Origin of the sequence: Tunturibacter empetritectus (assembly GCF_040358985.1) — a bacterium.
Classification (GTDB): domain Bacteria; phylum Acidobacteriota; class Terriglobia; order Terriglobales; family Acidobacteriaceae; genus Edaphobacter; species Edaphobacter empetritectus.
Genome location: NZ_CP132932.1, coordinates 1,552,438 through 1,565,142, shown reverse-complemented (window position 1 = coordinate 1,565,142; position 12,705 = coordinate 1,552,438). Strand labels below are relative to the sequence as shown.

11 protein-coding genes are annotated in these 12,705 nt (G+C 58.1%); 5 read left to right on the top strand and 6 right to left on the bottom strand.

The features are described 5' to 3' along the window. Positions 1-31: 31 nt before the first annotated feature. From RBB75_RS06515 to RBB75_RS06495, 5 genes are all read right to left on the bottom strand, one after another. The gene (locus RBB75_RS06515) at positions 32-817 is read right to left on the bottom strand and encodes a hypothetical protein (protein WP_353069942.1); all 786 of its coding nucleotides are present in this window, start codon (positions 815-817) and stop codon (positions 32-34) included. After that, positions 700-1,383, bottom strand: a complete 684-nt coding sequence (locus tag RBB75_RS06510; protein WP_353069941.1) for a glycosyltransferase family 39 protein — start codon at positions 1,381-1,383, stop codon at positions 700-702. Before RBB75_RS06510 ends, RBB75_RS06515 begins: the two co-directional genes overlap by 118 nt. Then, on the bottom strand, positions 1,266-1,601 hold the full coding sequence (locus tag RBB75_RS06505) for a hypothetical protein (protein WP_353069940.1): 336 nt from the start codon (positions 1,599-1,601) through the stop codon (positions 1,266-1,268). Before RBB75_RS06505 ends, RBB75_RS06510 begins: the two co-directional genes overlap by 118 nt. 122 nt (positions 1,602-1,723) lie before the next feature. Continuing rightward, entirely contained in the window at positions 1,724-2,791 is a 1,068-nt protein-coding gene (locus RBB75_RS06500; RefSeq protein ID WP_353069939.1) for a cobalamin-independent methionine synthase II family protein, read from the bottom strand. Between the two features lie 103 nt (positions 2,792-2,894). Further along, positions 2,895-3,380, bottom strand: coding sequence for a hypothetical protein (locus tag RBB75_RS06495; protein ID WP_353069938.1), 486 nt, complete (start codon positions 3,378-3,380; stop codon positions 2,895-2,897). Positions 3,381-3,445: 65 nt separating this feature from the next. On the opposite strand from RBB75_RS06495, the gene RBB75_RS06490 reads away from it, so the two are divergent. Then, a complete protein-coding gene (locus RBB75_RS06490; RefSeq protein ID WP_353069937.1) occupies positions 3,446-3,862 on the top strand; it encodes a RidA family protein in 417 nt (138 codons plus the stop codon). Positions 3,863-3,908: 46 nt separating this feature from the next. Continuing rightward, a complete protein-coding gene (gene msrB / locus RBB75_RS06485; protein ID WP_353069936.1) occupies positions 3,909-4,319 on the top strand; it encodes a peptide-methionine (R)-S-oxide reductase MsrB in 411 nt (136 codons plus the stop codon). A 92-nt stretch (positions 4,320-4,411) separates the two neighbouring features. Here msrB and rpmB read toward each other — a convergent pair whose 3' ends face one another. After that, positions 4,412-4,600 carry a 50S ribosomal protein L28 gene (gene rpmB, locus RBB75_RS06480; RefSeq protein ID WP_179640086.1) on the bottom strand — a complete coding sequence of 63 codons (189 nt, stop codon included), beginning with the start codon at positions 4,598-4,600 and terminating at the stop codon, positions 4,412-4,414. A gap of 398 nt (positions 4,601-4,998) precedes the next feature. On the opposite strand from rpmB, the gene RBB75_RS06475 reads away from it, so the two are divergent. From RBB75_RS06475 to RBB75_RS06465, 3 genes are read left to right on the top strand one after another with little or no spacing between them, the layout of a single operon-like run. Continuing rightward, positions 4,999-6,249 carry an efflux RND transporter periplasmic adaptor subunit gene (locus RBB75_RS06475; RefSeq protein ID WP_353069935.1) on the top strand — a complete coding sequence of 417 codons (1,251 nt, stop codon included), beginning with the start codon at positions 4,999-5,001 and terminating at the stop codon, positions 6,247-6,249. After that, positions 6,246-9,572, top strand: a complete 3,327-nt coding sequence (locus RBB75_RS06470; RefSeq protein WP_179640084.1) for an efflux RND transporter permease subunit — start codon at positions 6,246-6,248, stop codon at positions 9,570-9,572. The genes RBB75_RS06475 and RBB75_RS06470 overlap by 4 nt, the downstream gene beginning before the upstream one ends. Then, positions 9,569-12,700: an efflux RND transporter permease subunit gene (locus RBB75_RS06465; RefSeq protein ID WP_179640083.1), complete on the top strand. Its 3,132-nt coding sequence runs from the start codon at positions 9,569-9,571 to the stop codon at positions 12,698-12,700. The genes RBB75_RS06470 and RBB75_RS06465 overlap by 4 nt, the downstream gene beginning before the upstream one ends. The last annotated feature ends 5 nt before the right edge of the window (positions 12,701-12,705 follow it).

Sequence of the window (12,705 nt, the reverse complement as noted above, 5' to 3'; positions counted from 1 at the left end):
TTGGCCCGGCTGCGCGGCATAGAGTCGATGCTCAATTCCAACGCTTGAGGTCCGGCCAGATCGTTTGCAGGTTCCGCTTGAATCCGCGGCAGTGATAGATGGGTCCCCATTCATCGCGGCGGGAGAGCGGGTACTCCGTATTGCCGACAATCGAATAGCTGGTGCATTTTGTCTGCATGTTGCGCTCATTGCCCTCTCCGAGGACGATGATGCTCTCGCCGGTGTAGCTACGGGGTCCCCAGATCCAGTAGTTCTGATGAACTCCGATGGATTTGGGGAGGCCGTACTTTGGTCCGAAGAAGTCGATGGCTCCGGCGTCGCCGTAGTTATTGGCGAAGATGGCGGTCTTCTGTTGTTCCTCCGGCGAGAGGCTGTGATAGTACACGGCCACTCGCTGGGCGATCTGCTCCCAACCGAACATGTCGGCGTACAACTGCGGGAGAACCCCCTGTGGCATATTTTCGAACTTCTGTTGCTCGATGCCGGTCTTGTGCTCGTAGGCGAGGAAGTCAGGCACGGTGAGGATGGGCAGGATGGTTGGAGCGTAGATGCCGCCGACGGCGAGGATTGCGAGCGCGAGAGCGGGTTTGACCCAGATCCAGAGGGTGGAATCTGTGACGGCTTCGATCCAGACTGCACCGGCGGCGAACATGATGGGGTATACGGGGGCGACGTAGTACATTTTGCCGTGAAGAATCATCATTTCGGCGAGAAATACGAGGTAGGCCCATCCGAGGGCGCGATACGGGCGGCCCTGCCTGGAGAAGAAGAACAGAAGCGCAAAGGGTACGAGCAGCGCGGCGACAAAGCCAAGCATCTGTGCCTGGGCCTGGAGAAAAGGCAGCGGGGAGAGAAGAATGTCGCGGCCACTCTTTCGGACATTGGCATGAGCTGGAGAAATGGGAAGTGGTGCTGCCACTGCCAGAGGAAGTTGGGGAGAGCGATGGCCGCTGCCAGGGCGCAGCCGAACCAAAACCAGCGATGACGCAGACTTTGACGAAGAGGCGTCAGGCAGACGCCGATAATCAGCCCCGAGAGCCAGAAGATGACGGCGTACTTGTTGAGGATCGTGGCACCTGCAAGTGCGCCGACGGCAAGCCAGAGGGGCTCGTTGCCGGTCTTCGCGATACGCACGACGAGATATGCGATCGCGGCCCAGAGCAGGGGATCGAAGGCGTTCATGGTGAACAGGTGGGACAGGGCGAGGGAGACGGGGGCCATCAACGCTGCAAGTGAGGCGAGGAACATCGCCCAGCGGCGGCCACCTAGTTCGCGTGCGAGGAGGCCGGCAAGAAGGATGGTGGCAGCACCGGCAAGGGCTGGCAGGAGACGCAGAGCCCAAAGCGAGGTCCGATGGTGTGCTGGAGGAGCCAGGCGATCCATCCGATGAGTGGCGGCTGATCGACGTATCCCCAGGCGGGGTGCTCCCCACAGGCCAGGTAGTAGAGTTCATCGCGAAAGTATCCGTAGCGTGGTCCGGCAAAAAAGTAGAGGACGAGACGCACCAAGGCGACGTAGACGATGATGGCGGTTCCGGAGGTCAGGAGAGATGGGGTTCGGTCTTGTTTTGGCGCAAGAGTTGCCGATGGGGTCGCACTCATGCAAACAGAGTACGAAGGAGTGAGGGGAATGTTCCGCTGGACGGGTGGATTTATGGAGATCGCCAAGCGCTCCAATTTTGGTTAATTGTGATGGATTTTCATTGGAGCGAGAACGGGTGGTTCTAGGAGAGGCCAAGTTCCCGCGCGGCAAGTTCGGTGCCCTCGACTCTGGCCCGAATTTTGCTGAAGGCAAGGTCACGAGCGGTGGAGGTGTCATCGGCGAAGGGAGCGAAGCCGCAGTCATCGGTGGTTCCGAGCTGTGCTGCCGGGAGGAAGGAAGCCGCTTCGAGGACGCGATCACGCACTTGCGCCGGGGTTTCGATTTCTGGGTCAATAGGGTCGATGACGCCGATGAAGATGGTGTGATTCGGTTGAAGGAGCTGGCGTACCAGTTGGAGGATTCGTTTCCTGTCGGGTTCGCTGGCCATCTGGAGATAGAAGCACCCGACGTTCAACTGGAAGAGGTCAGGTAGCAACTTCGAGTAGTCCACCTCAGCACTGTGGGTGGAGTCGTGATCGCCTCCGGGACAGACGTGAACTCCGATGCGAAGGCGCTCGTCGGGGGTGAAGCGTTCGAGGACCTGATTGTTGAGGGCTATGAAGCTGCGCAGTAAGCCGGCTGAGGGATCGAGTTTGAGGGAGAGCCTGGCTTCGGTGAAGTCGATCTGGACAGAGGCTGCTCCGGCCTGGAGGGCGCCACGGATGTCGGCGGCAGCTTCGTCGATGAGGTCGGCCAGAAACTCTTCGCGAGGATAGCCCGGTATGCCCGCCGAGGGGTAGAGCAGACTCAGGGCAGAGGCGGAGATGACGGCCTGTTTTATTGGGAGCCGGGTGTAGCGACGAGCTGCGTTGAGGTAGCTGGCAGCGTGAACGCCGTAGCGGAAGGGACCTGCGGTGAGGCGAGGTAGCTGACGGACGTGGCCGTCGGCGAAGGGGATCGTGACTCCGTCCGGGGCGAGATTGGTGAGCCCGGAGAGGGGATAGGTTGCGAAGCTGGGCTTGGTCTGTTCGCCGTCGGTGAGGATGGGGGATCCGGTTTGCTCGAATCGCTGGATGGTGTCGCGGAGTGCCTCGGCGGTGGCTTCTTCAAGCGCCTTATTGCTGATTTGCTGGTTGTGGAAGGCGACGGAGGCTTCGAGCAATGCAGGTGGACGGGGGATGCTGCCGATGGGTTCAGTCGGGATCGCCATTGAGGGAGCATACTGATTTGAAGTTTGGCGGGATATCCATCAATAGATTGAGATGGATCTCGAGCAGGTCTTGCCGTGTGGAGGGTGCCTCGGGGCGATGTTGTTAGCGACGAGAGTCCCAGGTAATGCAGTTCCCTCTGGGGTCGGTTGTGTTGAGCGATTGGCAGCTGGCGACGCTGGTGACCTGAGGGACTTTGCCGCCGAAGGGTGTCAGTTTGGGCGGTCCGAGCACGCCAAGGGTGGTGGCGTCCCATGAGGTTGCGGTGAGAGTGCCGTGTTTGAAGGTGAAGACCAGAGGTTCGGGGATGGGTTTGTCGCTGGCAGGGTCAAAGGTGAGGGTGATCAGGTTTTTATTGCGCTTCCACTGTGTGTGCCAGATTTGGGGATCTTTTTCATGCCAGTTCTGCTCGACGATGGCGCTGCCGTCTGCCGCGAATTCGATGAGGACGACGCGGTGGACATCCCGGGAGAGGCCGCCGCTGCCGGAGTAGAAGCCATTCAGTTTGTCGGCAGCATGAGCCATGGGAGAGAGAGTCGCGATCGACAGAGCAAGAGCCACCATGGCGAGGGAGCGAAGAAGAAGGCGCATGGCAGCCATGCTACACGCAGGCGGATGATTTTCAACGAGCTAAGGAACGGGATAGACTTAGCGGCATGAGTGAACTTTTGAGCGATCAGGGGAAGACGGCGGTTTCGACGAAAGAGGCGCCGGGGGCGATTGGCCCATACTCGCAGGCGGTTCGGGTGGGCGATATGTTGTTTGCGTCGGGGCAGGTTGGGCTGGATCCGGCTACGGGGCAGATGGTTGCCGGGGGGATTGTGGAACAGACGGTGCGGGCGCTGGAGAATGTGAAGGCGGTGCTGGCGCAGGCTGGGCTTGATCTGAGCCATGTGGTGAAGACGACTGTGTTTTTGAAGTCGATGGGGGACTTTGCGGCGATGAACGAGGTCTATGCGAGGTACCTGGCGCCAGAGGGCGTGGTTCCGCCGGCGCGGTCGACGGTGGCGGTGGCCGGTCTGCCGAAGGATGCGCTGGTGGAGATTGAAGTGATCGTGAAGGGTGCCGCCTGAAACATAATGGGTGGCTGGGCATCTAAAGAGGTAGGAGGTCGGAACGATGGCCGAAGTGACAAAGGGTGAGAAGGTTCATAAGACGGAGGCGGAGTGGCGGGAGCTGCTGACTCCGGAGCAGTTTCATGTGATGCGTGAGGGCGGGACGGAGCGTCCGTTTACCGGGGTGTTGGTGAATAACCATGAGGACGGGGTGTATCACTGCGGGGCTTGCAATGCGCCGCTGTTTACCTCGGATAAGAAGTTCGAGTCGGGGAGCGGATGGCCGAGCTTCTGGAACCCGGTTTCGACGGACGCGATTGTTTCGATCGAGGACAATTCGCTTGGGATGAGGCGGGTGGAGGTGCAGTGTGCGACCTGTGGGGCTCACCTGGGGCATGTATTCCCGGATGGTCCGAAGCCTACGGGGATGCGGTACTGCATCAATAGTGCTTCGCTGGGATTCGAGAAACAGTGATTTTAGAAGCAGTAAATTGAGCTGAAAAACAGGAAATGCCCCAGCCGGCTGAGACGCGGCTGGGGCATTCTGTTTCTGCAGGTTAGAGCTGGTTAGCCTTTTACGACTTTGCCGGTCTTGATGCAGCTGGTGCAGACGCGCATGCGCTTGCTGGCACCGTTGACCTGGGCTTTGACGGGCTGGAGGTTCACGTTCCAACGACGACGGGTGGTGTTGTGGGCGTGAGAGATGTTGTTGCCAAACTGCGGGCCTTTGCCGCAAAGATCACATTTTTGTGCCATGACGAAGTGCTCCAATCCTGAGTCGCAGAAGATTCCCGGGGACGTGCGCCTGAGTGAAAGAAGCCTCAAAACGGGGTCGGGAAGGGTGGTACTGGGAGCGGGGTCGCTCCTGACCGCTACCCAGTGAAGGGTAGTCTGCCGATTTTGTAATCATACCATGCTGGGGGCGGTGGGCTCAATGGGAGAGTCGCGGGAAGGGGAAGGCTGGGGACATCGTGTGGGATTTTGCAGGCATCTCATTGAGGAGTCATTGCTTATTGAGCTGTCGATCAGATAAAAGTTGACGATTGCGTGGGCCGAAGCTGAGTCTTTGTACGGGCTCATCCGTCGATAGGATTAGGGACCTGCTGCACATTTTCTGTCCAAAAAAAATTCTCTGATGTGGCAAGGGAGACGTATTGCCAGCCGAATCGCATGAACAGCACCCCATCGTTGGGCCGGATCATCAACTTCCGGCTCCTCCTCCGACCTCGTCTCGAAGTAAGCTGCTTCGGGTTATTGTATGGGTCGTATTGCTGCTGATCTTTGCTATTGGTTTCTTTCTGGTGTTGCGGCATCACGAAGATTCGAGCACGAGCGCTGCTCCGAAGCGGGGGGCCGGGGGTGGGGCGGTGGCGCTAACGACCGCAACCGCACAGAAGGGCAACATCGGCGTGTACATCGATGCGATTGGGACGGTGACTCCGGTTTATACGGCTTCGATTACAAGCCAGGTAACGGGGCCGGTTGTCGCGGTGCGCTTCAAGGAGGGCCAGGTTGTGCGGAAGGGCGATCCGTTGATTGAGATCGATCCGCGGCCGTTTGAGGCGACGCTGATGCAGGCGCAGGGTGTACTGGAGCGCGATCAGGCTACGCTGGCGCAGGCGACGATGGATCTTAATCGATATCGCGATGCGTGGTCGAGGAATGCGATTCCGAAGCAGACGCTGGATGACCAGGAGAAGATTGTGCTGCAGGATGCGGGCACGGTGAAGAACGATGAAGGGACGGTGAAGTTCGACCAGATTCAGGTTGGGTACTGTCATATTCGGGCGCCGATCTCGGGAAGGGTCGGGCTGCGGCTGGTCGATCCGGGAAATGTGGTGCAGGCCTCGGGAACGACCACGCTTGCGGTGATTACGCAGATACAGCCGATCACGGTGATCTTTACGGTGCCGGAGGACAACCTGGGGCAGATTCAGCCGCGGCTTCGTCAGCAGGCGAAGCTGCCTGTCGAGGCATTTGATCGCGCGGCGTTGAGGCAGATTGCAACGGGGACGTTGTTGACGCTGGATAACCAGATCGATACGACGACAGGGACGGTGAAGGCTAGGGCGACGTTTGAAAATAAGGATTCGGCGCTGTTTCCGAATGAGTTTGTGAATGCGCGGCTGCTGGTGAATACGCTGCAGGGAGCGACGCTGATTCCGACATCCGCGATTCAGCATAACGGCACGGCGTCGTTTGTTTATGTTTTGCAGAATAATACGGCGCACATGCGCTCGGTAAAGCCGGGGGTGGTCGAGGGCGAGACCGCGCAGGTGACCGGGATCAATCCCGGGGACGTGGTTGCCAACAGCAGCTTTGACAAGTTGCAGGACAATTCGAAGGTCAGCGTGTCGAATAAGCCGATTCCTGCGGCAGCGACGGCTGGGAGTAGCGCTCCTTGAGTCCATCCCGTCCGTTTATTTTGCGACCGGTCGCAACGTCGTTGTTGATGGCTGCGATTCTGCTAGTCGGTATTGTGAGTTACACGCAGTTGCCGGTGTCGGCGCTGCCTGAGGTCGACTATCCGACGATCCAGGTGCTGACGTTTTATCCGGGCGCGAGTCCGCAGGTGATGGCGACGACGGTGACGGCTCCGCTGGAGCGCCAGTTCGGCGAGTTGCAGGGGTTGAGTCAGATGACCTCCAGCAGTTCGGGTGGAACCTCGGTGGTGGTGCTGCAGTTCAATTTGAGTTTGAACATCGATATTGCGGAAGAAGAGGTGCAGTCGGCGATCAATGCTTCGCAGAGCTTTCTGCCTGCGAACCTTCCTGCGCCGCCGATCTACAGCAAGACGAATCCTGCCGATGCGCCGGTGCTGACGCTGGCGATTACTTCGAAGACGGTGCCGCTCTCCCAGGTGGAGGATCTGGTGGATACGCGGCTGGCACCGAAGATCTCGCAGCTGAGCGGGGTTGGGTTGGTGAGCATCAGCGGCGGACAGAAGCCTGCGGTGCGGATTCAGGCGAATCCGACGGCGCTCTCGTCGTACGGCATCAACCTTGAGGATCTGCGTACGGCGGTCAGCCAGAGCAGCGTGAATGCTGCGAAGGGAAACTTCGACGGGCCGCGGCAGGACTACCAGATCGACGCGAACGATCAGCTTGTGACCAGCAAGGACTACAGGAGTGTGGTGGTTGCGTATCGCAATGGCGCGCCAGTGATGTTGACCGATGTAGCGCACATTCTTGACGGCGTTGAGAACACGACGCAGGCTGCGTGGATGAACCAGACGCCTGCGGTGATTTTGAATGTGCAGCGCCAGCCGGGTGGAAACACGATCAGCGTGGTCAAGAGCATCAAGAAGTTGCTGCCGCAGCTCGAGGCCAATCTGCCGAAGGGCATCGAGGTGACGACGCTGACTGACCTTACGACCCCGATTCAGGCGTCGGTGAGCGATGTTGAGTTTGAACTAATGCTGACCATCGGGCTGGTAGTGCTGGTCATCTTCCTGTTCCTGCGAAATCTGTATGCAACGATCATTCCAAGTGTGGCGGTGCCGCTGTCACTGATTGGAACCTTTGCGGCGATGTACTCGCTTGGCTACAGCCTGGATAACCTGTCGTTGATGGCGCTGACGATCTCGACGGGGTTCGTCGTCGATGACGCGATTGTGATGGTGGAGAATATCTCGCGGTATCTGGAAGAGGGCGATACGCCGATGGAGGCGGCGCTGAAGGGCGCGGAGCAGATCGGGTTTACGATTCTTTCGCTGACGGTCTCTTTGATTGCGGTGTTGATTCCGCTGTTGTTCATGGGAGATGTTGTGGGCCGTCTGTTCCGTGAGTTCGCGGTGACGCTGGCGGTGACGATCGTTGTGTCTGCGGTGGTTTCGCTGACGCTGACGCCGATGATGGCTTCGCGGATTTTAAAACACAATCCTGAAGCGCAGCAGGGACGTTTCTATCGAGCCTCGGAGCACGTCTTTGAACGGATGATTGCGTTCTACGGACGGACGTTGAAGGTTGTACTCCGCTACCAGACGATTACGCTGCTGGTTGCTCTTGCGACGTTGATGCTGACGATCTTTCTGTACATCATTATTCCCAAGGGATTTTTTCCTGTGCAGGATACGGGCGTGATCCAGGGAATCACGCAGGCTCCCCAGACGATTGGGTCGAAGGCGATGGCGGTCAAGCAGCAGGAGGTGGCGAAGGTGATCCTGGCGGATCCTGCTGTCGAGAGCCTGTCCTCGTTTATTGGCGCGGATGGAACAAATATCACGACGAACAGTGGAAGGATGTCGATCAACCTGAAGCCGCTCGAAGATCGCGATTTGAATGCCTCCGATGTGATTCGACGGCTTCAGTCGAAGCTGAAGGATGTGCAGGACATTCAGATCTTTATGCAGCCGGTGCAGAACATTACGGTGGATGACCGGGTGAGCCGCACGCAGTACCAGTACTCGCTGGAGGATCCGGATCAGAACGAGCTGAACGACTGGACGGCTCGATTTGTAACTCGGTTGAAGGAGTTGCCAGAACTGGAGGATGTTGCGACGGACCAGCAGTTGGGCGGGCTGGCGGTGTCGCTGATGATTGACCGGGCGACGGCCTCGCGGCTTGGTGTGGCGCCGACGACGATCGATAACACGCTTTACGATGCGTTTGGCCAGCGGCAGATCAACACGATGTATACGCAGTTGAATCAGTATCACGTGATTCTGGAGGCCGAGCCGCAGTTTCAGCTCGATCCGAATAAGCTGAACCATCTCTATATCCGGTCGGGTTCGGCGTCAGGGACCACGGGTGCAGCGGCAACTTCGTCTTCGGGCAATGGCTCGACCTCGGCGGGGTCGAACGCACTGACGGGCTCGGCACTGTTTACGGCTTCTGCGAATACGCTGGCTCCTCCGATCAATGCACTCACTTCGAGCACTGTGAATTCGACCTCGAGCAAGGGCGCGACTTCGGCTGGTACTACGAGTTCGACGTTCAATAATGCAGTGCCGTTCAGCGCGTTTTCGCACTTTGAGACGACGACGGAGGCGCTCTCGATTACTCACCAGGGACAGTTTCCGGCGATTACGGTCTCGTTTAATCTTGCGCCGAATGCTGCGCTGGGAGGCGCGATCACCGAGATTACAAAAGTGCAGAAGGACATGCACATGCCAGCAAGTCTGCAGGCGGATTTTCAGGGGACTGCGGCTTCATTTCGGAACTCGCTCTCGGGAATGCCGCTGCTGATTCTGGCTGCGCTGGTGACGGTATACATCGTTCTGGGTGTTCTTTACGAAAGCTTCATTCATCCAGTTACGATTCTTTCAACGCTGCCTTCGGCGGGTGTTGGCGCGTTTCTTTCTCTGATCCTCTTTCACCAGGATCTGAGCGTGGTGGCGATTATCGGGTTGGTTCTGCTAATCGGCATCGTTAAGAAAAACGGAATCATGATGGTCGACTTTGCGCTTGATGCGGAGCGCCACCGCGGGCTTAGTTCGACCGATGCTATCTATGAGGCGTGCCTGCTGCGCTTTCGTCCGATCATGATGACGACGATGGCTGCGCTGCTGGGCGGTCTCCCGTTGGCGTTTGGGCATGGTATCGGTTCGGAGTTGCGCAGGCCGCTTGGAATTGCCATGGTGGGCGGCCTGCTGGTAAGCCAGGTGCTCACGCTTTATACGACTCCGGTGATCTACATCTTCTTTGACAATCTTTCGCATCGGTTCTCGAGCAAGTCGAAGAAGGCGGAGCAGGGCGGAGGCGAGTTAGAGCCGGCGGAGCAGCCATGAACATCTCTGCACCATTCATCCATCGGCCTGTGGCGACGACGCTGCTTACGATTGCAATTGCGATTGCGGGGGCGATTGCGTTCAATGTGCTGCCGGTTTCGCCACTGCCGCAGGTGGATTTTCCGACGATCTCGGTGGGTGCGAGTTTGCCGGGCGGGAGCGCCGAGATCATGGCGTCGTCGGTGGCGACCCCGCTGGAACGGCAGTTTGGGCATATTGCAGGGGTGACGGAGATGACCTCTGCGAGCAGCCTCGGCACGACGTCGATCACGATTCAATTTGATTTGAGCCGGAATATTGATGGCGCGGCGCGCGATGTCGAGGCGGCGATCAACGCGGCGAGAACTTATCTTCCGGCGAATCTTCCGGGAAATCCGACGTATCGCAAGGTGAACCCCGCGGATGCGCCGATCATGATTCTGGGGCTGACGTCGGATAAATATGGGCCGGACAAGTTGTACGACGAAGCGTCGACGGTGGTGCAGCAAAAGCTTTCGCAGATCCAGGGAGTGGGGCAGGTCAATCCTGGTGGAGGCGCGCTGCCCTCGGTTCGGGTTGAGGTAAATCCGACGAAGCTTGCGAGCTTTGGGATGACGATGGCGAATGTGCAGTCGGTGGTGAGTCTGCAGAATTCGAACCTGGCGAAGGGTCAGATCACGAACGGAGACGTGTCAGCGGATATCGTTGCGAATGACCAGATCTCGCATGCGGAGGACTATAAACCGATCATTATTGGTTACAATAACGGGTCGGCGGTGCGGTTGTCTGATGTGGCAGATGTGGTCGACTCGACACAGAACCTGCGTGCGGCGGGATATCTGAACGGCAAGCGGGCTGTGATGCTGATTATCTTTCGGCAGCCCGGGGCCAACATTATTGATACGGTGGATCGTATCCGGGCTGAGCTGCCGTCGGTGGAGGCCTCGATTCCGAAGGGGATCGATACGACGATTGTGCTGGATCGCACGACGACGATTCGTGCGTCGGTGAGTGATGTGGAGCGAACGCTGCTGCTCTCTATCGCGCTGGTGATTGGGGTGGTTTTCGTCTTTCTGCGGAATGGGCGAGCGACGCTGATTCCCGCGGTGGCGGTTCCGGTTTCGTTGATTGGGACCTTTGCGGTGATGTACATGTTTGGCTACAGCATCGATAACCTCTCGCTGATGGCACTGACGATCTCGACCGGGTTTGTGGTGGACGATGCGATTGTGGTGATGGAGAACATCACGCGGCATCTCGAGAACGGGATGACTCCGTTTGCCGCTGCGCTAAAGGGAGCGCAGGAGATTGGTTTTACGGTGGTGTCGATCAGCATCTCGCTGGTTGCGGTTTTTATTCCCCTGCTTTTGATGGGCGGGATTGTGGGGAGGCTGTTTCGCGAGTTTGCGGTGACCCTTTCTACAGCGATCTTCGTGTCGATGCTGATCTCGCTGACGACGACGCCGATGATGTGCGCGTATCTGCTGCGGAACGAGCACGCGAAGAAGCATGGCCGGATTTACATGGCGTCGGAGAGGTTTTTCGACTGGGTGCTTTCGCTCTATCGGCGAAGCCTGCATTGGGTGCTGGAAAACCCTGTGCTGACTCTGACTGTACTGCTGTTGACGATCGCTTTGAATGTGGCTCTGGTGATCAAGATTCCGAAGGGATTTTTTCCGCAGCAGGATACGGGGTCGCTGGCAGGGGCGGTTCGGGGGCCGCAGGATGCTTCGTTCGCTTCTATGAATATGGCACTTCAGGAAGTCGCAAATATCGTGAAGAATGATCCGGCCGTTCAAAACGTGATTGGCTTTACGGGTGGCGGCGGGGCTACGAATACAGGAAATATATTCGTGGCGCTGAAGCCGTTGAACCTTCGCAAGATCACGGCGCCGGATATTATCAACCGGCTGCGGCCGAAGCTGAACCGGGTGACGGGCGCCTCGGCGTTTTTGCAGGCTTCACAGGATCTTCGCATTGGCGGACGATCGAGCAACGCGCTCTATCAGTACACGATTCAGGCGGATAACGTTACGGATCTTTCGACGTGGGGTCCCAAGCTGCTGACAGCTATGATGCATCTGCCCGGGTTTCAAGATGTGAGCTCGGATCAGCAGAATGGGGGCCTGGATCAGCTGCTTACGTACGACCGGGTGACGGCGGCGAAGCTGGGCCAGACGGCGCAGTCGCTCGATCAGGGGCTGTACAGTGCGTTCGGGCAGCAGCAGGTTTCGATCATCTATACCCAACTGAATCAGTACTACGTCGTGCTGGAGGTTGCGCCGGAGTACTGGCAGACGCCAGAGGGATTGAAGAATATCTATTTTCATCCTTCCGGCACCAGCAGCACGACGGCCAGCGGGAACGTCCCGCTCTTTACGATGGCGACATCTATGACTAATACGACTCCGCTTTCTTTGAATCACACGGGGCTGTTCCCTTCGGTGACGGTGTCGTTCAATCTGGCTCCCGGGATGTCATTGAGCGATGCGACGCTTGAGATTGCGCAGATGCAGCAGCGGCTGGGGACTCCCACCTCGGTGCATGGATTCTTTGCGGGAACGCTGCTGGCGTATCAGCAGTCGCTGGGGACCGAACCCCTGCTGATTTTGACGGCGTTGCTTGCGGTCTATATTGTGCTGGGAGTTTTGTACGAGAGTCTGGTGCATCCGTTGACGATTCTTTCGACGCTGCCTTCGGCCAGTGTTGGCGCGATGCTGGCGCTGATGCTCTTCAAGACGGATTTGAACGTTATTTCGATCATCGGGATTGTGCTGCTGATCGGCATTGTGAAGAAGAACGCGATTATGATGATCGACTTTGCGCTGCAGGCAGAGCGCGAGGGTGGCATGAATACGGAAGACGCGATCTTTGAGGCGTGCATGCTGCGTTTTCGGCCTATTCTGATGACGACGATGGCTGCGCTCTTTGGGGCGTTGCCGCTGGCATTTGGGACAGGAACGGGGTCGGAGTTGCGACGACCGCTGGGCATAACGATTGTTGGGGGTTTGATCGTGAGCCAGATGCTTACGCTCTACACCACTCCCGTTGTCTATCTCACGCTGGATCGCCTGCGTCTGCGTGCATTGGGTCGTAAGCACGATACTTTCAACCCCGGGGGCGGCCCAGCTGCCGTCGCTGCGGAGTAGATTTG